General features: G+C 65.3%; 17 protein-coding genes. 9 read left to right on the top strand and 8 right to left on the bottom strand.

The features are described 5' to 3' along the window. The first annotated feature begins 83 nt into the window (after window positions 1–83). Window positions 84–860, top strand: a complete 777-nt coding sequence (locus ACXAJV_RS12330; RefSeq protein ID WP_475085676.1) for an SDR family oxidoreductase — start codon at window positions 84–86, stop codon at window positions 858–860. A 113-nt stretch (window positions 861–973) separates the two neighbouring features. Here ACXAJV_RS12330 and ACXAJV_RS12335 read toward each other — a convergent pair whose 3' ends face one another. Continuing rightward, window positions 974–3,706: a M16 family metallopeptidase gene (locus ACXAJV_RS12335; RefSeq protein ID WP_475085677.1), complete on the bottom strand. Its 2,733-nt coding sequence runs from the start codon at window positions 3,704–3,706 to the stop codon at window positions 974–976. 120 nt (window positions 3,707–3,826) lie between these two features. Continuing rightward, entirely contained in the window at window positions 3,827–4,012 is a 186-nt protein-coding gene (locus tag ACXAJV_RS12340; RefSeq protein WP_475085678.1) for a CGNR zinc finger domain-containing protein, read from the bottom strand. Between the two features lie 53 nt (window positions 4,013–4,065). Here ACXAJV_RS12340 and ACXAJV_RS12345 point away from each other — a divergent pair, with 53 nt between their 5' ends. Continuing rightward, window positions 4,066–4,206: a hypothetical protein gene (locus ACXAJV_RS12345; RefSeq protein WP_475085679.1), complete on the top strand. Its 141-nt coding sequence runs from the start codon at window positions 4,066–4,068 to the stop codon at window positions 4,204–4,206. Here ACXAJV_RS12345 and ACXAJV_RS12350 read toward each other — a convergent pair whose 3' ends face one another. Both ACXAJV_RS12350 and ACXAJV_RS12355 read right to left on the bottom strand, forming a co-directional pair. Next, window positions 4,207–4,581 carry a hypothetical protein gene (locus tag ACXAJV_RS12350; protein WP_475085681.1) on the bottom strand — a complete coding sequence of 125 codons (375 nt, stop codon included), beginning with the start codon at window positions 4,579–4,581 and terminating at the stop codon, window positions 4,207–4,209. It lies immediately after the preceding gene. A gap of 75 nt (window positions 4,582–4,656) precedes the next feature. Further along, window positions 4,657–5,001: an ArsR/SmtB family transcription factor gene (locus tag ACXAJV_RS12355; protein ID WP_475085682.1), complete on the bottom strand. Its 345-nt coding sequence runs from the start codon at window positions 4,999–5,001 to the stop codon at window positions 4,657–4,659. 67 nt (window positions 5,002–5,068) lie between these two features. Between ACXAJV_RS12355 and ACXAJV_RS12360 the strand changes: the two genes are divergently transcribed. Continuing rightward, on the top strand, window positions 5,069–6,475 hold the full coding sequence (locus ACXAJV_RS12360; RefSeq protein WP_475085684.1) for an alginate export family protein: 1,407 nt from the start codon (window positions 5,069–5,071) through the stop codon (window positions 6,473–6,475). On the opposite strand, the gene ACXAJV_RS12365 is transcribed toward ACXAJV_RS12360, so the two are convergent. Further along, on the bottom strand, window positions 6,472–6,810 hold the full coding sequence (locus ACXAJV_RS12365) for a zinc ribbon domain-containing protein YjdM (protein ID WP_475085686.1): 339 nt from the start codon (window positions 6,808–6,810) through the stop codon (window positions 6,472–6,474). The two genes, ACXAJV_RS12360 and ACXAJV_RS12365, sit on opposite strands and share 4 nt — an antisense overlap. Before the next feature lie 24 nt (window positions 6,811–6,834). Continuing rightward, window positions 6,835–7,146, bottom strand: a complete 312-nt coding sequence (locus ACXAJV_RS12370; protein WP_475085687.1) for a hypothetical protein — start codon at window positions 7,144–7,146, stop codon at window positions 6,835–6,837. A gap of 166 nt (window positions 7,147–7,312) precedes the next feature. On the opposite strand from ACXAJV_RS12370, the gene ACXAJV_RS12375 reads away from it, so the two are divergent. The 3 genes from ACXAJV_RS12375 to ACXAJV_RS12385 are packed head-to-tail and all read left to right on the top strand — an operon-like array spanning window position 7,313 to window position 10,724. Beyond that, entirely contained in the window at window positions 7,313–8,815 is a 1,503-nt protein-coding gene (locus ACXAJV_RS12375; protein ID WP_475085688.1) for an efflux RND transporter periplasmic adaptor subunit, read from the top strand. Beyond that, on the top strand, window positions 8,812–9,492 hold the full coding sequence (locus ACXAJV_RS12380) for an ABC transporter ATP-binding protein (protein ID WP_475085690.1): 681 nt from the start codon (window positions 8,812–8,814) through the stop codon (window positions 9,490–9,492). Before ACXAJV_RS12375 ends, ACXAJV_RS12380 begins: the two co-directional genes overlap by 4 nt. Then, window positions 9,489–10,724 carry an ABC transporter permease gene (locus ACXAJV_RS12385; RefSeq protein ID WP_475085691.1) on the top strand — a complete coding sequence of 412 codons (1,236 nt, stop codon included), beginning with the start codon at window positions 9,489–9,491 and terminating at the stop codon, window positions 10,722–10,724. Before ACXAJV_RS12380 ends, ACXAJV_RS12385 begins: the two co-directional genes overlap by 4 nt. Before the next feature lie 140 nt (window positions 10,725–10,864). Here ACXAJV_RS12385 and ACXAJV_RS12390 read toward each other — a convergent pair whose 3' ends face one another. Next, window positions 10,865–14,338, bottom strand: a complete 3,474-nt coding sequence (locus ACXAJV_RS12390; RefSeq protein WP_475085693.1) for a PAS domain-containing protein — start codon at window positions 14,336–14,338, stop codon at window positions 10,865–10,867. 224 nt (window positions 14,339–14,562) lie between these two features. Between ACXAJV_RS12390 and ACXAJV_RS12395 the strand changes: the two genes are divergently transcribed. The 3 genes from ACXAJV_RS12395 to ACXAJV_RS12405 all read left to right on the top strand — a co-directional run bounded on the left by ACXAJV_RS12395 (window position 14,563) and on the right by ACXAJV_RS12405 (window position 19,989). After that, entirely contained in the window at window positions 14,563–16,413 is a 1,851-nt protein-coding gene (locus tag ACXAJV_RS12395; protein WP_475085695.1) for an ABC transporter ATP-binding protein, read from the top strand. Window positions 16,414–16,504: 91 nt separating this feature from the next. Further along, window positions 16,505–19,360 carry a M16 family metallopeptidase gene (locus ACXAJV_RS12400; RefSeq protein WP_475085697.1) on the top strand — a complete coding sequence of 952 codons (2,856 nt, stop codon included), beginning with the start codon at window positions 16,505–16,507 and terminating at the stop codon, window positions 19,358–19,360. A 20-nt stretch (window positions 19,361–19,380) separates the two neighbouring features. After that, window positions 19,381–19,989: an FKBP-type peptidyl-prolyl cis-trans isomerase gene (locus ACXAJV_RS12405; RefSeq protein WP_475085699.1), complete on the top strand. Its 609-nt coding sequence runs from the start codon at window positions 19,381–19,383 to the stop codon at window positions 19,987–19,989. On the opposite strand, the gene ACXAJV_RS12410 is transcribed toward ACXAJV_RS12405, so the two are convergent. Then, window positions 19,986–21,548 carry a TadE/TadG family type IV pilus assembly protein gene (locus ACXAJV_RS12410; RefSeq protein ID WP_475085700.1) on the bottom strand — a complete coding sequence of 521 codons (1,563 nt, stop codon included), beginning with the start codon at window positions 21,546–21,548 and terminating at the stop codon, window positions 19,986–19,988. The two genes, ACXAJV_RS12405 and ACXAJV_RS12410, sit on opposite strands and share 4 nt — an antisense overlap. Window positions 21,549–21,634 lie beyond the last annotated feature (86 nt).

Genomic DNA, 21,634 nt, shown 5'->3' on the forward strand with positions numbered 1-21,634 from the left:
GTATTCCATACCGCCCCCTCGACACGGGCCGCGCGCCCGGCTAACCCTTCCTGCAACACAATAATCCAAAGCGGGAGGTCCCCATGCTCGATACTCTGTTTTCCCTTGAAGGGCGCACGGCGCTGATTACCGGCGGGTCGCGCGGGATCGGCGAGATGATTGCCGAGGGCTATGTGCGGGCCGGGGCGAAAGTCTATATCTCCTCGCGCAAGGCGGCGGACTGCCTGGCGACGGCGGAACGTCTGTCGGAACTGGGCACCTGCATCGCCCTGCCGGCCGATGTGTCGGGCGCCGACGGCGCGCAGGCGCTGGCGAAACAGTATCTCGAGCATGAGAGCGCGCTGGACATCCTGGTCAACAACGCCGGCGCCGCCTGGGGCGCGCCCTTCGAGGAGTTTCCCGAGAGCGGCTGGGACAAGGTGATGGATCTCAATGTGAAATCGCCCTTCTTCCTGACCCGGGCCCTGTTCGGCGCGCTGAAGGACGGCGCCACGCAGGACCGTCCCGCCAAGGTGATCAATATCGCCTCGATCGACGGGCTGTCGGTGAGCATGATGGAGACCTATTCCTACGCCGCCTCCAAGTCCGGCCTGATCCATCTGACCAAGCGCATGGCGCTGGAACTGGTGAAGTCGAACGTCGTGGTGTCGGCCATCGCGCCGGGCGCCTTTGCCTCCTCGATGAACAAGGCGGCGCGCGATCATGCCGACATGGTGTCAAACTTCGTGCCCTCCGGCCGGATCGGCACGCCGGAGGACATGGCCGGCGCGGCCATCTTCCTGGCCTCGCGGGCGGGCGATTATGTCGTCGGCTCGACCCTGATCGTCGATGGCGGCGTCGCCCATACGCGCGCGGGCTAGCTGGCGCGTTCGGCTGCCGGCCTGGCCAGCGCCTGAAAAGAAACCGGGCGCCGGAGAGGTCTCCGGCGCCCGGTGTTGTTTCGCCTGCGGCCTTGCGGCCGGCGGGCCGGGCCTTACTGGCCCAGCTGGCGCACTTCGATGTCTCCCATGTCGAGGGCGCGGATGCTTTCCTCGATCTGGGCGGCATCGCCCACGATCAGCCAGACCAGCTGTTCGGGGTGAACCACTTCCTGCGCGGCGGCCCGGACCTCTTCGAGGTCGAGCGAGCGATAGCGCTCGGTCAGGCCGGCCGGATAATCCCAGTCGCGGCCGTAATTCTGGCTCGAGACGAGGCTGCCGCGCACGGCGGCGGCGGTCTCGAACTGACCGGGCAGGGAGCGGGTGGAGTTGTTGATCGAGCGCTCCAGCTCCTCGGCCGTGGCCGGGTTGGTGGAGGTGAACTCGTTGAACTCCCGCAGCAGTTCGGCAAGGCTGTCCGCCGTGCGGTCGGTCTGGACCGGCGCATAGACGATCCACGGACGCTGTCCGCGGGCGCCCCAGAGCAAGGTCTGGGCACCGTAGGACCAGCCCTTGTCTTCACGCAGGTTCATGTTGACCCGGGCGGTGAAGGAACCGCCGATGGCGTCATTCATCGCGGAATAGACTTCCGGATTTTCCACCGTGCCTTCCGGACCGATCAGACCGGCCAGGATGAGCGATTGCGGCGAGTTCGGACGGTCCACGATGATCACGCGGGCGCCGTCCGCATTCTCCGCGCGGGCCATGTTCTTCTGCGGCAGCGGGGTGTTCGGGGCATCCCAGCGGCGGAAGGCCCGCTCCAGCATCGGCGTGATCTCGTCCAGCGTCGTGTCGCCGACGATGAACAGCGTGGCATTGTCCGGACGCATCCAGGTGCGGTGGTGTGCGACGAGATCGTCACGGGTGAAGCCCGTCACATTCTCCATCGTGCCCGAACCCGTGAACGGCACCGAATAGGCATGGCCTTCGCCAAACATTTCCGGCGGCAGCATGCGCAGGGCGATGGCGATCGGATTGGCCATCTCCTGGCGGATGCCGTTCAGCGACTGTTCGCGGATCCGCTCGATATCGTCATCGGCGAAGGTCGGATCGGTGATCACGGCCGCCATCAGGTCGAGCGATGCGCGCAGATTGGAGCGCAGGGCGGAGAGCGTCACCGTGGACTGGTCGAGACCGGCACCGGTGGACAGGTTGGCGCCCAGGCGTTCGGCCTCGGCGGCAATTTCCAGCGCGTCCATGCGGCCGGCACCTTCGTCCAGCATGTTCATGGTGAAGCTGGCCAGACCCGTCTGGCCGCCTTCGACACTGTCGGCCGCATAGCCGGCGTCGAACACCATCTGCATTTCCACGACCGGAACGGCATCGCGGCGCACGAAGACGATATCCATGCCATTGGACAGTTCAGCCGTCTCGACGGCCGGCCAGACCAGTTCCGGCGTTTCCGTGACCGACGGCAGGGCCGAGCGGTCGGCGTCGGTGGCGACGCTCTGGAATTCGCCGAAGGGCAGGACGGTGATCTCGTGATAGCCGGTGGACAGCCACTCGTTTGCCGTCGCGGTGATCGCCTCGGCGCTGGCCGTGTTCAGACGGTCCAGCAGGGTGCGCCAGAACGCCGGATCACCGGCATAGAGCTGGCCTTCGGCAAGCGTGACGGCCTTGCCGCCGAACCCGCCGATCTGTTCCAGACCGCGAATGGTGGAAGCGTTGATGCGCGTGCGCGCAGCCGCCAGCTCGTCGGCCGTCGGGCCTTCGGCGAGCAGTTCGGCGACGATCTCGTCGATACGGGCCGAAGCGGCGTCGGGGTCTTCACCCGGATTGAGCGTCACCTCGATGTGGAACTGGCTGGCGAGCTGGTGTTCCTCGACATAGGCCACGGCGCGGGTTGCGACCTGGCGGTCGAAGACGAAGTCGCGATAGAGGCGCGAAGTGCGGCCGCCGCCCAGGACGGTGGCGAACAGTTCCAGCTGGGCACGTTCCTCGGTGATACGGCCCGGCACGACCCAGGTGCGGTAAATGCGCGCCTGCGGCACGTCATCATACATCGTCTCGGTCGTGTCGCGGTCGCGTTCCGGGATCCACTGGTCCATGCGGGTGACCGGGGGGCCGACCGGCGCGTCGCCGAAATAGCGCTGCACCAGCGGGCGGGCTTCTTCGGCGTCAATGTCGCCGGCGAGCACCAAAACCGCGTTGGAGGCGCCGTAATACTGGCGGAACCAGTCCTGCACGTCTTCCAGCGAGGCGGCATCGAGGTCTTCCATCGAGCCGATCGTGGAGTGGGCGTAGGGGTGGCCTTCCGGGAAGAGCGCGCGCAGCTGGGAGTATTCCACCATGCCGTAAGGCTGGTTGTCGCCCTGGCGCTTCTCGTTCTGCACAACGCCGCGCTGCTCGTCGAGGCGGTCCTGGTCGATGGCGCCCAGCAGGTGGGTCATCCGGTCGGATTCCATCCACAGCGCCATTTCCAGGGCCGGCGTCGGCACGGTCTGGAAATAGTTGGTGCGGTCGAACCAGGTCGTGCCGTTCATGCCGGTCGCACCGACCTGTTCGAACGGACCGAAATAATCGTCGTTGTAATTTTCCGACCCGTTGAACATCAGGTGTTCGAACAGGTGGGCGAAGCCCGTGCGGCCGGCCGGTTCGTCGGCAGAACCGACGCCATACCAGATGGAGACGGCGACGATCGGCGCCTTGCGGTCCTCGTGGACAACGACCGTCAGGCCGTTCTCGAGCTCGAAGCTCTCGTAAGGAATGTCGATCTCGGGCGTCTGGGCATTCGCCAGACCGCCAAGCGAGACGGCCGCGGCGAGCGCAGCCGTAAGTAGTCGTTTCATGATGTACCCCTAACCTGTGATGCAGGAATTATGGTCGCAAAGTGCAACATCAAAGGCCAGCCGGTTAAGTAAAATTCCCGTAATGTTGGACTTGCGGGCGGCGCCGGAGATGGCCTGGCACTAGCCTGCCGGCTGTTTGCGAGCCGCATGGCGGCGGGCTTTCGAGACATTGCCGCAGGTCGCCATATCGCACCAGCGGCGGCGCCCGGCCTTGGATGTGTCGAGGAAGAGCCAGCCACAGCGCTCGCCATCGCATTGTTTCAGCCGCGCCGCATTGTCCTCGCCCAGCAGCGCAACCGCATCCATCACGATGGGCGAAAGAAAACGGGTCGCCGCATCTGCGCCGGACCAGTCCGGCTGTGTCTGGCCGCCGGCGTCCCGGCCGCGACTGGTTCGACGCGGAAACCCCGCGCCTCGCGGCGATCGGCCGGGCGGTGCGGGCCCATGACCGCTTCGGCGATGTCTGGACCCGCAACTTCCCGGACGAGATGGCCGGCTGATTAACCGGCCGGGGTCAGATCGAACGTGCCGCTCGTCTCGCCGCTGAACGATACCGAGCATTCTTCGGGGGTGATGCCCGGCTCGAACGGGCAGGCGAACTGTCCCGCTTCCATGATGCGGACATGCAGTTCGCGGTTCTCGGTAACGCTGTAGGTGCACTGGCCCGACAACGCGTCGTTCGCGCGGACGGTCTCGAAACTGCCGGACCGGCGTGCCCGTTGCTGCCGGCTGACCTCTCCGTCCGCAGTCTGGAACGTGCAGTCCAGCGAGCCGGAGCCGATGATGCGGATGCTGACATCCGACGGTTCGACACCTGTCTGGACCGCGGCTGCGAGCGTCGCCGCCAGAATGCTGTTCAGTGTTGCAATGCTCATGATGACCTCCCGGTTGTTTGTCCCGGGAGTATGATCCTGTCAGCCAAATGATTCAATAGTTCATGTATTATTGAATCAACAGGCGCGCTCCATGCCGGGCGACAGGGCTTCACACACTTCGGGATGGCCCTGGCAGCAGTCGGAAACCAGATAGCCGATCGTGGCGGCGATCGTGTCGAGGTCGACGGCATAGATGCGGGACCGGCCCGACGGTCGCATGACGATCAGCCCACCCTGCCGCAACACGTTGAGATGCGAGGACAGATTGTTCTTCGCCACCCCGACGCGCGCGGCCAGTTCGCCGGCCGGCATGCCGTCGGGGCCCGCTGTGATCAATGCGCGGAAGACGCGCAGCCGGGTCGGGTGACCGAGTGCGGAGAGGCGGGCGGCGGCTTCGTCATCGGCCGGGGTGTCATTCATTTCAATAGTCATTGAACAATCGAACCGTATCGTATAGGCGGGGCGAGCATCGTTTCGGAGACCTATCATGCACGCGCCGCGCTGCCATGGCCAATCGCGCCTTCTGCGTTTTGCCCCTTTCGGTGCCGCCCTTGTGTCGGCCACGATCGTCAGCGCCGGTGCGCAGGCCCAGGATACGCCGCCGTCGCGCCTGTCGGTATCTGGGGAAACGCGCCTGCGCTATGAAACGCTGGACGGCCAGTTCCGCGCGGGCGGTTCCGGTGGCGACCAGGCGCTGTTCATGCGCAATCTTCTGCTCGCCGAGTACGAGATACAGCCTGTCACTTTCGGTCTGGAACTGCAGGACAGCCGCGCCTGGCTGGACGACAGCGGTACGCCGCTGAGTACGAGCTACGTCAACCCGCTGGACGTGCTGCAGCTCTACGCTCGCGCGGACGTGCCCTCGCTTCTCGGCACGGACGGATCGGCGACGCTGACGGTGGGCCGCCAGACGGTGAGCATCGGCTCGAAACGGCAGATCGAGCGCATCAGCTATGCCAATGTGATCAAGAGCTATACCGGTTTTCATTACCGTGCGGACAATGCGCGCGGCGACGAACTGCACCTGGTTGCAGTGGTCCCGGTCTCCCGGCGGCCCGGCAACCGGGCCGAGATCGCCGACAACCGCATGTCCGGCGATGAAGAGGAATGGAACCGGCGCATCTGGGCCGTCCACTACCGGCGCAAGGATGTGGCGCCGGCACTCGCCGACGGTGTGACCGGCGAGGTCTTCGTCTATGGGCTGACGGAACGCGATACCGCCGATACGCCCACGCCGAACCGGCAGTATGTGACCTCCGGCGTACGGGCCTATCGTGCGCCGCAGGCCGGCCGCTGGGATGTCGATGTGGAAGGCGCCTGGCGTCTGGGCCGCCGCCGGGCCAGCCGGGCGGCCACCGACACGGAAAATCTGGATGTCAGCGCCACCATGCTGTTTGCGGCCGTCGGCTACACGTTCGACCTGCCCTGGCAGCCCCGGCTGGCGGCGGAATACTATTGGGCAAGTGGTGACGAGGATCCCGATGACGGGCGGTTCGACCAGTATGAACGCCTGTTCGGTTCACGGCGCACGGACCTGAACAATACCAGCCTGCACGGACCGCTGACCCCGGCCAATCTCAATGCGCCGGGCCTGAGGCTGGAAGTCGTGCCCGGGCCGCGCTGGGATGCGCGCATCGCCTGGTCGGCGGCATCGCTGGCCAGTGCGACCGACAGCTGGGTCATTGCCGGACTGCGCGACCCGTCCGGCCAGTCCGGCCGTTTTCTCGGACACGCGATCGACGGGCGTGCCCGCTACCGGCCCGGCCCTGAGGGGCTGGAGTTCGAAATCGGCGCTTCGGCTTTCCTGGCCGGCGAATTCCCGGACACTGTCCCCGGCGGGCCGGGCACGGATACCACGCTTCTGGGATACGGGCAGGTGACGCTGAGCTTCTAGACCTTCTTCACGAACTCGCTTTTCAGGCCCATCTGCCCGACGCCGTCGATGCGGCAGTCGATATCGTGATCGCCTTCGACCAGGCGGATATTCTTTACCTTGGTGCCGACCTTCACGACCTGGGACGTGCCCTTGATCTTGAGGTCCTTGATCACGGTGACCGTATCGCCGTCGGCGAGCTCTGTGCCATTGGCATCGCGCCAGACCGGGCCGCTTGCCGCTGCCGGTGCGGCGCCGGGCGTCCATTCATGGGCGCATTCGGGACAGACGAGCAGCGCCCCGTCCTCATAGGTGAAGGCCGAGCCGCATTCGGGACAGGGCGGGAGCTCGCTCATGACAGGTTTCCTTGATTTTGGGGCTCAAAGCCCCCGCACAGCCTGGACAATGTTCAGGATCACGGCGGCGTTGAACAGCAGGCCCAGCACCGTCATCACGGCGGCGAAAGCTGCGACACCGGCCAGCATGAGCGCGCGCAGCGGAATCATCATCACGGCCCGGGCGCGCTCCGGGCCAGCCCAGCGCGGGCGGCTGAGGCGTTCGGTGAGGTCGGTGAAACCGCCGCGCCAGAGATTGACGGTGATGACGATCCACACCACGACAGCAACCAGCGGCGCGAGGCGCAAGGCCAGCGGCATGCCCGGAACGGACAGCAGGAACTCGATTTCCTCCACGCGCGGCGCCTTCCGCTGAACTCGATACCTCCCGTCATAGCCTTTCCCTCCCCCGTGAGCTACATGCGATGATCTGCATCTGCCGCGACGGATTGCCCGCCGTGCTGCGTTGCACCGTCTGCAGGGGTGGCGGGGCCGCAAGGGCCGGTTCGTGAAGGGATACGGAATGCTCGACAACAGGCGTTGGATTGCCGGGGCGGTTGTACTTGCCGTCATTGCCGGGGGCGGCTGGTGGATGTTCGGCCGCGGCGAAGGCGGTAGCGGTGAGGTGACAATCGAGACCGAGGCCGCGGCGCCGGCCGATGTGCGCCGCATCGTGGCGGCGTCCGGTGCTGTCAGCGCGCTGGTGACGGTCGAGGTCGGCTCGCAATTGTCCGGCCAGATCGCCGAGCTGCTTGTCGACTTCAACGATGAGGTCGAGGAAGGCGAGGTGATCGCTCGGCTCGACCCGCAAACCTACGAAATCCGCGTCACCGAAGCGGAGGCCGCGCGCGCGACGGCGGCGGCGAGCCTGCAATTGCAGCGCGCCTCGCTGACCCGCGCCCAGGCGACGCTGCGCGAGGCTCAGCTGGAATTCGACCGCATGGCGACGTTGCGCGAACGCGGCACGGTGGCCCAGACTTCGCTCGACACCGCCCAGACCGCGCTCGACGCGGCCCAGGCCGATGTCGAGGTGGCCCGCGCCCAGATCGCCAATGCCCAGGCCGTGCTGGCCCAGCGCGATGCCTCGCTGGCTAGCGCCCGCATCGATCTCGAGCGCACGACGATCCGCGCGCCGATCAACGGTATTGTCGTCGACCGCGCCGTCGATGTCGGCCAGACCGTCGCAGCGAGCATGACGGCGCCCGTGCTGTTCACCATCGCCCAGGATCTGGGACAGGTGCAGATCGACGCCCAGATCGACGAGGCCGATATCGGCCAGATACGCGCCGGCCAGCCGGTGCGTTTCACCGTGGATGCCCACCCGGACACCGAAATGGAAGGCGTGGTCGACCAGATCCGCCTGGCACCGGAAACGCTGAACAATGTCGTCACCTACACGGTGGTCGTGCTGGCCGCGAACCCGGACGAGCTGCTGCTGCCGGGCATGACGGCGAATATGGACATCATCACCGGGGAACGTGCCGGTGTTCTCACAGTGTCCAATGCGGCCCTTCGCTTCCGGCCCTCGCCGGCGCTGGAAGGGCGGACGCAGCCGATGGTTGAAGGCGGCGGTCGCTCGCAAGGTGGCCGGGGAGGCCCTGGCGGTCCGGGCGGTGGTCAGGGTGGGGGCCGTTCGGGCAATGACCCCTTGGCGCGCATGAGCGAGGCTGTCGGTCTGGATGCGTCCCAGCAGGACCAGATCCGCGGCGTTTTCCGCGCGGCCATGGGACGGGCGATGAGCCAGGCCCAGGCCGGCGGCGAGTTCGATCGCGACGCCCTGCAGGCCGAGATCGATCGCGAGATCCGCCCGCTGCTCAATGAGGAGCAGCTGGAACGCTATCGCGCCTACCAGCGGCAGATGCGCGAAACCCGTTCGGCGACGGTCTGGGTCGAGGAGGCTGACGGCACGCTGGTCGAGCGGCCCATCCGCGTCGGGATTTCCGACAGCCAGAAAAGCGAAGTGGTCGGCGGCCGTCTGGAAGCCGGCGAGGCTGTGGTGACCCGCGCGCGCGAGGTGCGCGAATGAGCGCATTGATCGCCTGTCGCGACCTTGTCCGCGTCTACACGATGGGCGACCAGACGGTGCGGGCACTGGACGGCGTCAGCGTCGACATCACGGCCGGCGAATATGTCGCCGTCACCGGCGCATCCGGCTCGGGCAAATCGACCTTCATGAACATGCTGGGCGCGCTGGACCGGCCGGATTCCGGCTCGCTGCATATTGCGGGCGAGGATCTTCTTGCGCTGGACGCCGACCGGCTTGCCGCCTTTCGCAACCGCACGATCGGTTTCGTCTTCCAGCAGTTCAACCTGCTCTCGCGTACGTCTGCGCTGGAAAATGCCGCCCTGCCGCTGGTCTATGCCGGCGTGCCGGCCCCGGAACGGCGCAAGCGGGCCATGGCGCGGCTGGAACAGGTGGGGCTGGGCGATCGTTCGGACCACCAGCCCAACCAGCTGTCCGGTGGCCAGCAGCAGCGCGTGGCGATCGCCCGAGGCCTTGTCAACGACCCGAAAATCCTGCTGGCCGACGAGCCCACGGGCGCACTCGACTCGCGGACATCGGACGACATCATGGCGATCTTCGACCAGCTCAATCGCGAGGGCATCACCATTATCGTCGTAACCCACGAACAGGACGTCGCCAATCATGCGCGGCGCCAGATCGTGTTCCGGGACGGCCGGATCGTGGAGGACCGCCAATGAACCTCGCTGCCTCCCTGCGCATCGCCCTGATCGCGCTCCGTGTGAATGCCCTGCGCAGTGCGCTCGCCATGCTGGGCGTCGTCATCGGTGTCGCTTCGGTCATCGTTCTGGTCTCGATCAGCGAAGGCACCAAACAGGCCGTCGAGGAACAGATCGCCAGTTTCGGCGCCAACCTGCTGATCATCCGGCCCGGCTCCAGCATGTTCGGCGGCCGGCGCGGCGGGGCCGGCACGGCCGATCCGTTGACCGATGGTGATGTGGAAGCCCTGCGCACCCAGATCGCCGGTGTGGCCGGTGCCTCCGGCGAGGTGACCACATCCTCGGCCGTGGTGTTCGGCGGCGCCAACTGGACGACCCGTGTCGTCGGAATGAATCCGGACTATCTGTCGGCACGCGGCTGGGAAGTCGATCAGGGTCGCAGCTTCTCCCAGGCCGAAGTCGAAGCCGGGCGCCGCTATGCCCTGGTCGGAGAGACGATTATCGAAGAGCTGTTCGACGGCGCCAGCCCGCTCGGCCAGACAGTGCGGATTGGCGGCCACCCCTTCGAGGTGACCGGGACGCTTTTGGCGCGCGGCGAGAATAGCTGGGGCCAGGATCAGGACGATGTGATCTTCGCGCCGCTCAACACAGTCCGCCAGCGCTTTGGTGCCGGCGCCCGTGTAACCCAGCGCGATGCGGTCCAAACGATCTTTGTCGATGTCGCACCGGGCGAAACCAACTCACGGGTTATCGCGGATATCGAGGAATTGCTGCGGATCCGGCGTGGCCTTCAACCCGGTGCTGAAGATGATTTCATCGTCGGCGATATGGCGGAATTCATCCGCGCGCGGAACGAGACAGAAAGCCAGCTCGGCCTGTTGCTGGCGGTCGGGGCGGGGATCGTGCTGCTGGTCGGCGGTATCGGCATCATGAACATCATGCTTGTCTCCGTCACAGAGCGGACCCGCGAAATCGGGCTGCGGCTCGCCGTCGGCGCGCGGCGCCGGGATGTGCGCAACCAGTTCCTGATTGAAAGCATTGTGCTGTGCCTGATCGGCGGCGTCGTCGGGCTCGTCGTCGGTGTGGGCGGTACGCTGGTTTATGCGCAAGTCGGTGAACTGGACATCGCCGTCAATCCGCTGATTGTGGCGATTGCCATCGGTGCGTCGGCGCTGGTCGGTGTGTTCTTCGGCTTCTATCCGGCACACCGGGCCTCGCGTCTCGATCCTATCGAGGCGCTGCGGTTCGAATAGGGCGCGCTACTCGGCGGCGTTTATTTCTTTGTTCCCGCTCCGCTCGACCCGGGCCTGGCACCGGGTTTCGGCGCCGGGGTCGATGCTCACATGGAACGCGCTCAAGGCTGTGGGTTTTGAACGCGATCCCGCAAGACGCGCTATTGGGCGGCGTTGCCGGGATCGGCCGTTTCCTGTTCCGGTGCCGGCACGGACCGGTCGGCGGGCAGGGTGAAATAGAAGGTCGCGCCGCTGCCCGGTGCGCTCTTTACCCAGATTTCGCCGCCATGGCGTTCCACGGCCTGGCGCACCATGGCAAGCCCGATCCCCGTGCCCGGATAGGCTTCGTGCGAATGCAGGCGCTGGAAAGGCGCGAAGATCTTTTCGGCAAACTTGATGTCGAGACCGATGCCGTTATCGCTGACGGCGATGATCCAGCGATCGCCGTCCCGGCGCGCGCTGATATCGACTTCCGGCGTGGCAAAGCTGCGGTATTTCAGCGCGTTGCCGATCAGGTTCTGGAAAATCTGTGTCAGGATCACGGGATCCGCCCGCACGGTCGGCATGTCGCCGATCTCGATACGGGCATGGCTCTCGGCCACCGAGGTGTCCAGATTGTCGAGGGCCTGGGCCACCGGGCCGGCCAGGTCGACGGGCTGGTATTCGAATGGCTGGCTGGCGAGGCGGGAATAGGTCAGAAGGTCGTCGATCAGGCGCTGCATCCGGTGCGCAGCATCCACCAGGAATTCCAGGTTCCGCCGGCCGTCCGCGTCAAGGCGCTCGCCATAGCGTCGCCGGACCAGGCTGGAGAAGGCCGCGATCTTGCGCAGGGGTTCCTGCAGGTCGTGCGAGGCGACGGTAGCGAACTGGTCGAGCTCGCGGTTTGAGCGCTCGAGCAAGCGGTTGGCCTCGCGCAGGTCCGTGACGTCGCTGAGCACGGCATAGCTGCGCAAGGGCGTGCCATCCGTATCGCGCTCCAGGATCGAGGACAGCAGCACGTCCAGTGTCGAGCCGTCCTTGCGCACATACCGGTAGGGGATCTGGGAGTTGCCGCCGGCGCTGAACAGGTGCGGCAGATGGGTGTCAATGGCGCGTTTCCGGGATTCCGCGTCGAGGAAGTCGACCGATTTGCGCCCGATCACCTCTTCCCGGCCATAGCCCATCTGGCTGAGCCAGTGGTCGCTTACCTCGACAATGACGCCGTCGGCATCGATCGTGTACATCATTGCCGGTGTTGCGCGGTAGATACGCTCGAACCGTGCCCGGCGTTCGACGATATCCGCCTCGGCCCGGCGGGCAGCATCGACATTCCATATGACGCCGCTGATGACCCGGGGAAGCCCGTCCGCATCACGCTCGACGACACTCCCCGTAGAGCGATACCAGATCCATTCGCCATTGCGTCCGCGCACCCGGTGTTCCGCATCGACCGCGCCGCGCGATGTATCCCGGAATGCTTTGGCCGCCATTTCGCGGGCGGGCAGATCATCCGGGTGTACTCGGGAGAACCAGTCGTCCAGCCCGACAACGGCTTCGGTGCCGTCGGCAATGAGTTCGGCGACGATGGTGCCCTGCAGCGCCAGTGTCCGGGGTCCGGTTTCGATCCGCCACAGCCCCACCGAGGCGGCATCGACCGCTTCGGCCAGTTGCTGTTCGCGCTGGTTCAGCCGGTGTTCGGTCCGGATGCGTTCGGAGATGTCGGTGATGAAACCGTCCGCAACAAGGGGTTTGCCGCTCGCATCGGTGCCGGTCATGCGACCGCGAATATGAATGTGAATCCAGCCGTCGACCTCCGACCGGTAGCGGATGACAGTGTCGATCTGGGGTTTCGAGCCCTCGATAAGGGCGTTGGTGATCAGCGCCGCCCGGTCAGCGTCATCCGGATGGATACGGGTCGACCAGTCGGCGAAGGTGACGCGCGCATCCTGTGCCGGCAGGCCCATCATTTCGGCAATAATACCCGTGACATTGCCGATCCGGGTCTGCAGATTGAAATGCCAGGCGCCTTCGCGGGCGCCGGCCAGGGCCTCCCGCAGCCGCGCCTCACTCTGATCGAGTTCGTCGCGCAGCCGGCGCTCCTCGGTAATATTGGTCACGGTTCCGGCGATCCGGGCAGGCTTTCCGTCCGCAGTCCACTCGGCGATCTGGCCACTGGCGCGCAGCCACACCACGACATCGCTGCTGCCCTTGACGCGAAACTCCCAGATCCGGGCGCGCGGCGGTCCGGACAGGATTTGCTTGCGGGTCTCCAGCATGCGCAGGAAGCGTTGGCGTCCCGCTTCGAAATCGTCTGTCAGGACGACTTCGGTCCAGCGTTTGAACGGGATGGCCTCGTCGCTGCCGGAGGTCTCCAGAAGGCTGGCCAGCAAGCCGGATACCCGCAGTGAACCGGTCTCCACATCAAGGCTCCACACGCCTTCATTGGCCGAGTCGACAGCTTCTCGCAGCATGCGCTCGCTGGCGGCGAGCCTGAATTCCAGCGCCTTGCGTTCATTGATGTCGGTCAGGATGCCCGCCGCGAGCCGTCCGTTGGAGTCCTCGCTGAGCCGCCGGCCGCGCGAACGCAGCCAGGTCCAGCGATCGGTGCGGGCGTCGCGCAGCTGATACTCGACGTCCAGACGGTCGGCTTGTCCGGAAATGAGCGCGTCCAGGCGGGCGGCCACGCTGTCGCGCTGGTCAGGATGGATGCGGTCTAGCCAATGTGCCGTGTCAGTCGCCTTCGCGTCCGCTTCCAGGCCGAGCATGTCGCGGATCGGGCCGATCAGCATGACGTACTGCGTTAGTGTATCCAGCTCCCAGACCCCGCAGGACCCCGCCTCGATCGCGTTTGCCAGCTGGCGCTCGCGCTCGGCGAGCTGTTCTTCCAGCGACTGGCGTTCGGTCGCGTCGGAGATCACGCCCGACAGGCGAAGCGGAGAGCCGTCGCGCGCGAATTCCGATACCTGGCCGCGCAATTCCAGCCAGCGGGTCTCGCCATCGGCCCGCCTGGCCGGGAAGGTGACATGCAGGGGCTCGCCCGGCGCGCGTGACAGGCGGTCGATCGCGCCAGCGACCGCGTCGCGCATGTTGGCGGGGATGACATTCAGCAGGCGTTCCAGCCGTATCGTGGCATCGGACGTCTGGATCCCCAGGAACTCATTGATGAAGCCGCGCGATGAGCCGAGACCGGTCGCGAGATTGAGTGAAAAGGCGCCCTCATTGGCCGAGGCCAGGGCGGCGCGAAGCTGGATGTCGCTGGCTTCCAGCCGCGCCTGAAGCGAACGTTCCGCCGAGACGTCGCGGACGATCAGCAGCGTGTTGGGCGCGGTCTCGTCACCGTCGTCACCGGCGATACGACTGGCGATGGTCTCGCCATCGTGCACGCGCCCGCCGCGCGCCCGGTAGCGGGCGGTGAATTCGTGCGTCTCACGATCTGCATCCAGCCCGAAGCCGGTTTCGGCCAGGGTTTTGAAGTCATCGGGAGAGGCGAACAGCACATCGCCGCGCTGGCCGGTGAGACTGGCTTCGGTCTGCCCGAAAAAGCGTACCGCGGCAGGATTGGCGCTGTCGATCCGGCCGGTCTTGTCGAGCATGATGACGGCGACCGGCGCAGCGCGGTAAAGCGCGCGCAGTATTTCTGCAGCGTTCGCGGTCATTCCGCCATCCGGTCAGATCTTCGTCGCAATTGCCTGATTGTGCCATGCATAGGTCCCAGTTTGCATCAATCGCGTGTATCATGGGAAGGGTTTCCGTAGCGGACACCCTGAAGTGGCAAGTTCCGTCGCAGGATCGCTGCATCCGACAATGATGCGGGTACTGGTCAAGGCGGATTCCCGCGATATGCTCCGCCGTTTCGAGCGTGCGTTTGAGGAGTTGTTCATTGTCCGAGACAGAAGGCGTCCGCAAGGATATTGCGCCCATACTGCAGGTTTCCGACCTGACGGTGGCCTTCGATACGCCGGATGGGACTGTGAATGCGGTCAAGGGCGTTTCGCTGAAGATCGATCCGGGTGAGTGCCTGGCGGTCGTCGGCGAGTCGGGCTCGGGCAAGAGCCAGACCTTCCTCGCCGCGATGGGATTGCTGGCCTCGAACGGCAAGGCCCGCGGCTCGATCAAGTATCGTGACAAGGAAATCCTCGGCCTGCGGCCGCGCCAGCTCAACAGTGTGCGCGGCCGTCACATGACGATGATCTTCCAGGATCCGCTGACCTCGCTCACGCCGCACATGCGTATCGGTGCCCAGATGCAGGAAGTGCTGGGCATTCACATGAAGATGAACGGCGCCGACGCCGAGAAGCGCGCGCTGGAATGGCTCGACCGGGTGCGCATCCCCGAGGCCGCGCGCCGCCTGAAACAATTCCCGCACGAGCTGTCCGGCGGCATGCGCCAGCGCGTCATGATCGCCATGTCGATGCTGTGCGAGCCGGACCTTCTGATCTGCGACGAACCGACCACCGCACTCGATGTGACGGTCCAGGCCGAAGTTCTGGACATCATGGACGAGCTGAAGCGCGATACCGGTGCGGCGCTGGCCCTGATCACCCACGATATGGGCGTGGTGGCCCGCATGGCCGACCGCGTCCAGGTGATGAGGGACGGCGTCTATGTGGAGGAAGGCACGGCGGAAGAGATTTTCGACGCGCCGCAGAATGCCTATACGCGCATGCTGCTGGATGCGATGCCTCGCCTCGACCAGCCGGACCGGCCCGGTCACACGCCGCTGGCGCCGGTCGCCTCCGGGGCTGACGCGGAACCGCTGCTTTCGGTCGCCGACGTCAAGGTGCAGTTCCCGATCCGCGTCTCCGGCGGGTTGCAGCCGCAATACAAGACGCTGCGTGCCGTCGACGGTATCAGCTTCGACCTGAAGCCCGGCGAAACGCTGGGTGTGGTGGGCGAATCCGGTTGCGGCAAGTCCACCCTCGCGCGCGCTGTCCTGCGCCTCGTCCCGTCGGCGGACGGCACGGTCTCCTGGATCGGTCGCGACCTGCTCGGCCTCAAGAAGGACGACATGCGCAAGATGCGCGAAGACCTGCAGATCGTTTTCCAGGACCCGCTCGCCTCGCTCGATCCGCGCATGACCATCGGTGCCTCGATCGAGGAACCCATGCTCATCTTCCGCAAGTCGATGAAGAAGAAGGCCCGGACCGAAGCCGTGCGCGAGATGATGAAGCGCGTCGGGCTCGATCCGAACATGATCAACCGCTATCCGCATGAATTGTCCGGCGGCCAGAACCAGCGCGTCGGCATCGCCCGGGCGATGATTCTGAAGCCCAAACTGGTGATCTGCGACGAGGCGGTGTCCGCGCTCGACGTGTCGATCCAGGCCCAGATCGTCGAACTGCTGATCAAGCTGCAGCAGGAAATGGACCTGTCGATGATCTTCATCTCGCACGACCTGTCTGTCGTCCGCGAGATCTCGCACCGCGTGATGGTGCTGTATCTGGGGCGCGTGGTCGAAATGGCCGATCGGGACCAGATCTACGAGGATGCGCGCCACCCCTATACCCAGGCGCTGATTTCCGCGGTGCCGGTACCCGACCCCAAGGTGGAAAAGAACAAGGTCCGCATCAAGCTGGATGGCGAACTGCCTTCACCGATGGATACCCGGGCCCAGTTGCGCTTCATGAAGTCGAAGCTGGTCGATGATCCGGATGCGGAACAGTACCGCCCCGAGCTGATCGAGGTCGTGCCGGGCCATTGGGTCGCCGAACACGATCCGGTCGAGGCCTGACCACACCGCCCGACTGCAATCTGACGGGGCTTTCACTCGACTTGCGGCCGCGGATCGCTAGGCTCGGCACGCTGCAAACAGGGGGAGCCTCATGTCGCAAGATCCGGTGTCCGGAGTATTCAAGCGCGTATCGCTGATCGCGATGGCCGCATTTCTTGTGGCCTGCCAGCCGTCTGCCGAGACGCCGCAGGAGCAGGACTATACCTGGGTCCATGAAGTCTCCGATCTGCCGGCCGATCCGGATGTGCGCTACGGCCAGCTCGACAACGGGCTGCGTTATGCCATCCGCCAGAACGACACGCCGCCGAATGTCGCGTCCGTCCGCCTGGTCTTCAATGCCGGCTCGCTGGCTGAAGCTGACGACCAGCGCGGTCTCGCCCACTTCATCGAACACATGGCGTTCAACGGTTCGACCGAGGTTCCCGAAGGCGAGATGGTGCCGCTGCTCGAGCGCCACGGCCTGCAATTCGGTCCCGATACCAATGCCTTCACCGGCTATGAGACGGTCGGCTATCAGCTCGACATCCCCGAAGTGGACGAGGAAACGGTGGATACGGCGCTGTTCCTGATGCGCCAGACCGCCAGCGAGCTTCTGATGGACAGCGAGGCGATCGATCGCGAACGCGGCGTCATCCTGTCCGAGGAGCGTTTCCGCAACACGCCGATCCGCCGCTGGAACACGGCACTGTGGCGCTTCCGCCTGCCGGATTCTCTGGTGCCCGACCGCGACGCCATCGGCACGGTCGATGTGATCGAGACCGCCCAGCGCGAGCGCTTTGTTGATTACTACGAAAATTACTACGTGCCGCAGCGTGGCATGCTGGTCGTCGTCGGCGATGTCGATCCGGACACGATCGAGGCCAAGATCCGCGACACGTTTGCCGACTGGCAGTCCATCGAGGATCCGCGCGGCGATCCGGACGTCGGCTCCGTCACCGAAGGGCGTCCGCTTTCTGTGGGCTATTTCCACGATCCGGAAATCTACACCATCTTCACGGTTGATGCCGTGCGTCCCCACGAGGACGAGCTGGATACCACCCAGGCCCGTTTCGAGAATAATCTGGCCAATCTGGGCGATGCCATCCTGTCGCGCCGCTTTGCGACGCTGACCAGTTCCGGCACCTCGCCGCTGATCCAGGCCTCGGCCAATCACGGTTCCGATTTCAGCATTGCCGACCGGGCGACTGTGCTGGCCATCATGCGGCCGGACCAGTGGCAGGACGGTATCGCGGTGGTCGAGCAGGAGCTGCGGCGTGCCGTCGAGCATGGCTTCACCGAGGCCGAACTCGCCGAGCAGGTTGCCAATATGAGTACCGCCCTGCGCGATTCAGCCGACCAGTCCGGCACGCGCACCAGCGCCAATCTCGCCGACCAGACCTGGTCGATGTGGCGCCAGGACCAGGTGCTGACCACGCCGGCTTCCATGCTGGAGCGGTTCGAGGCGTCGCTGGACGATGTCACCGTCGAGGCCGTCAACGCGGCCTTCCGCGAACAGTGGGAGGGTGTTGAGCCGCTGCTGTTCCTGGCGTCGCCGACGGAGCTGGAAAATCCGGAAGACGAAATCCGCCAGACCTGGACAGAAAGCCGCGAGCAGCCCGTCGAGGCGCCGGAAGACAGTGGCGCGAGCGAGTTTGCCTATGGCGATTTCGGCCCGGCCGGCGAGGTCGTCTCGCGCGAGGAGATCGAGGGTCTCGGCCTTGTGCGCTTTCAGTTCGAAAATGGCGTTGCCGTGACCTTCAAGCAGACCGATTTCGAGGACCGCTCGATCCGGGTGCGTTTGGACTTCGGCCGTGGCGAGCTGGAGCCGCGCGCGCTGGACGGTGTCGACATTATTTCCGGTTCCGTCTTCACCTCGGCCGGGCTGGGCGAGCACAGCGAGGACGCGCTTGGCCGCGTCCTGGCCGGCCGCAATATCGGCTATGGCTTCGGCGTCGGCGATGACAGCTTCACCTTCCAGGCCACGACGACGCCGTCGGACCTGCGGGTGCAGTTCGATCTTCTCACCGCCTTCCTGACCGATCCGGGCTGGCGCCAGGAAGGTCTGGACCAGTTCCGTGCCGTCATCCCGGAAATCCGCCGCAATCTCTATTCCTCGCCGTCCGGTGTGCTGCAGGCGGATGTGACGCGGATGATCCGGGGCGGCGATCCGCGCTATGGCCTGCCCGATGCCGAACAGGTTGCCGCCATCGATATGGCCGCCGTCCAGGCCTTCCTGGAGCCGGCTCTGGACGAGGCCCCCATCGAGGTCACCGTGGTCGGCGATGTGTCCGAGGCGGATCTCGTCGCGGCGCTGGCCCCGACGCTCGGTGCTCTGCCGCAACGGGCGGCGAGCTGGCCGGATTATGAGGAAGCCCGCACCATCCGCTTCCCGGATCCCGTCCAGGACCCTGTCGTGCTGTATCACAACGGCCCCGACTACCAGGCGATGGCGAATGTCTACTGGCCGACCTTCGATGACAGCGACCCGCGCCGCACGCGGGCCCTGTCGCTGCTGCGGGCTGTGTTCGATCTCAAGCTGACCGAGCGTCTGCGCGAGCAGGAGGGCTTCACCTATTCGGCCTTCAACAATACCAGCACGTCCGACGTCTATCCCGGCTACGGCTATCTCTATGTGGGTGCCGATGTCCGTATCGAGAATGTCGATGCGACCTATGCCGCGATCGAGGAGCTGGCGGCCGATCTCGCCGCGGGCGCGATCACCGAAGACGAAGTGCTGCGGGCCCGCCGGCCGCTGCTCGAGCAGATCGAGAATGCGTTCGAGAATAATGGCGCCTGGATGAGCTGGCTGGCGCAGTCCTGGTCGCACCCCGACCGGCTGGAGCGGATCCGGGCCCTGACCGCCGACTATGAGAGCATCTCGCGTGAGGATATCGTCGCCCTGGCAGAAACCTATCTGCAACCGCAGGACAGCTGGCGCGTTACTATCCTGCCGCGTGACGGTGAGTGAGTGCTCGGAGGGTTTGAGATATGAAGAAATTCAGCTGGTTGACGAGTGTCTGTGTTCTGGGACTGGTTGCGGCCTGTTCGACGCCGCCGCCGGCGACGGATGAGGAAGCCATCGCCCGGGCCCGCAGCTGCAATACGCCGGACGATACCGCCATCCTGACAGTGGACGCGCCGGAAAGCCGTCCGAGTGCACAGGAAAACATCGACGCCGCGACGGCCTATCTCGACAGTGTCCGCGAGGAACGCTGCGTGTTCGAGCTCGACAATGGTCTTGTCTTCCGGATCCGCCAGTCGGCCGATGAGGACGCGCTCTCGCCGGAACGCGGCGATCTGGTGACGGTGCATTATCGCGGTCTGTTCCCGCATGGCGAGGAGTTCGACTCCTCGTATTCGCGCGGTCAGCCGGCGACGTTTCCGTCCGACCGCCTGATCCGCGGCTGGGTCGAGGCGCTGCCGCTGATGCGGGTCGGCGAGACCTGGGAACTCTATATCCCGCCGGATCTGGGCTATGGCGTGCGCGGCACGCCGGGCGGTCCGATCGGCCCCAATCAGGCGCTGGTCTTCCAGCTCGAGCTGGTGGGCCTGCCTGAAGCGGAAAACGGTGAAGCCGGGGCCGATGAAGCCGGCTAGCGCGACAGGCGCAGATTCGTCAGGTCACCCGCAATCATCTCGAAGGCATCCCGCAAGGCCTGGTTCGACGGCGAGTTGAAATACAGGCTGGGATGCGAGGCGCAGGCTTCCATCATGGACCGCGTCGAGCTGGAATTTACCTGGAAGGTGATCGTGTAGACGCGGATCCCCTGCGCCTTGGCATAGGCGCAGGCGGCCGCCGTTCGATCGTCGAGCGCGTTGGACAGCGTGTTACCGCTCGTCGAGACCACGCCAAGCCGGCCATCGCGGGCATAGCCATAGGCCTCGTAGTCGGACATCAGATCCGTCCAGCGGCCGGTCATCACATTGTCGCCGTCGGTGAGGATGACCATGGCCTTGATGACCTCGTCATCGTCATAGCCGGTGCCTTCGGTAAAAGGTGCGCCCGGCGAAATGACCCGGACGCCCCAGCCGATGCCGTTGGGGATGTTGGTGGTGCCATTGGCGCCCATGTCATCAATCGCGTCCTCGAGCGTCCGCTGGCTTGAGGTCAGGGGCGTGATCGGGGTGGTCGTGCACGACCGGTTGGTGCGCGATGAGGACTCGTTGGCATTATTGTACTTGTCGAGATGGGCCATGCGCTCTTCGGTGCTGCCGCCGACCTCGTCATTCATGTAATCATTCGCATAATCCCAATCATTATCCGGTTCGTCGGGTGAGAAGTAGGGCACGAACAGGGTTTCCGGCTGCCCGTTCGAGGGGAGCGTGTCTTCGATATCGTGCGGAATGCCACGCGCTTCGACACAGCCCTGCCAGTCGGAATTGCGGATCTGGTCGAACAAGTCCCAGTGATTCACATTGGTCGTGGTTGTGGTGCAGCGCCGGCGCCGGCCCCGGCCGGAGCACTCCTCTTCCTCGACCACGCCGCCCGGGCCTGCCCAATTGCCATGCAGGGGTGAGCGGGCGTCCGGATCGAGCCACCAGGCGCGCTCGTATTGCGTGCCGACATTGACGGTCGCTGCGAAGGGGACCAGGCCGATCTTGACGTCGCCCGGCTCGTCGGCGGCCTCGAACAGGATTTCGGTCAGCAGCTCGGCGCTGTCGCGAAGATTGCGGATCTTCGAACCGCCCATGGAGCCGGTATTGTCGAGCACCATGACCAGTTCGAGCCGCTGGCGGGCCCGCTGGACCTCGCTCTCCCAGCCCACTGTGAGATACTCAATGCCGGCCAGGCCAAGCATGATCGTGTCCACGGTGGCCTCGCCGGTCACGGTCACCGTGTCGGTGTCGTCATCGATCAGCACCGTGATGCTGGTCACCGTGCCGACACGGTTGTTGGGATAGTTGGCGGCGATGAAGTCGTTCGCGATCCGCAGCGCATCGGCATTCGACAGGCTGGTATTCACACCCACGGCGAGGGCAGCGGCATCGAGCGCCTGCGACAGGCGGGTTCGTGCGGTCATCGCCTGGTTCAGGTCGACGGCACCGCCCGCAAGAAGCGTGATCGGCATCAGCGACAGCGCGAAGATCATGGCCACATTGCCGCGCCGGTCGGCGAGGAACGCGCCCACATTTTTCAAAAGCCTGGCAAGCGGCATGACGGAATCCCGTTCGAACTCGCTAAAATGCTAGCGGTTCTGAATTAAGGGCACGTTATCCCGCAGGGTTTCCGGAGGGTTAAGCG

Source organism: Maricaulis sp. ABE4_448, assembly GCF_056160825.1.

Coding starts and splice junctions, on each gene's coding strand:
- ACXAJV_RS12330 (WP_475085676.1), top strand. CDS start 84: ATGCTCGATACTCTGTTTTCCCTTGAAGGGCGCACGGCGCTGATTACC.
- ACXAJV_RS12335 (WP_475085677.1), bottom strand. CDS start 3,706: ATGAAACGACTACTTACGGCTGCGCTCGCCGCGGCCGTCTCGCTTGGC.
- ACXAJV_RS12340 (WP_475085678.1), bottom strand. CDS start 4,012: ATGGATGCGGTTGCGCTGCTGGGCGAGGACAATGCGGCGCGGCTGAAA.
- ACXAJV_RS12350 (WP_475085681.1), bottom strand. CDS start 4,581: ATGAGCATTGCAACACTGAACAGCATTCTGGCGGCGACGCTCGCAGCC.
- ACXAJV_RS12355 (WP_475085682.1), bottom strand. CDS start 5,001: ATGAATGACACCCCGGCCGATGACGAAGCCGCCGCCCGCCTCTCCGCA.
- ACXAJV_RS12360 (WP_475085684.1), top strand. CDS start 5,069: ATGCACGCGCCGCGCTGCCATGGCCAATCGCGCCTTCTGCGTTTTGCC.
- ACXAJV_RS12365 (WP_475085686.1), bottom strand. CDS start 6,810: ATGAGCGAGCTCCCGCCCTGTCCCGAATGCGGCTCGGCCTTCACCTAT.
- ACXAJV_RS12375 (WP_475085688.1), top strand. CDS start 7,313: ATGCTCGACAACAGGCGTTGGATTGCCGGGGCGGTTGTACTTGCCGTC.
- ACXAJV_RS12380 (WP_475085690.1), top strand. CDS start 8,812: ATGAGCGCATTGATCGCCTGTCGCGACCTTGTCCGCGTCTACACGATG.
- ACXAJV_RS12385 (WP_475085691.1), top strand. CDS start 9,489: ATGAACCTCGCTGCCTCCCTGCGCATCGCCCTGATCGCGCTCCGTGTG.
- ACXAJV_RS12390 (WP_475085693.1), bottom strand. CDS start 14,338: ATGACCGCGAACGCTGCAGAAATACTGCGCGCGCTTTACCGCGCTGCG.
- ACXAJV_RS12400 (WP_475085697.1), top strand. CDS start 16,505: ATGTCGCAAGATCCGGTGTCCGGAGTATTCAAGCGCGTATCGCTGATC.
- ACXAJV_RS12405 (WP_475085699.1), top strand. CDS start 19,381: ATGAAGAAATTCAGCTGGTTGACGAGTGTCTGTGTTCTGGGACTGGTT.
- ACXAJV_RS12410 (WP_475085700.1), bottom strand. CDS start 21,548: ATGCCGCTTGCCAGGCTTTTGAAAAATGTGGGCGCGTTCCTCGCCGAC.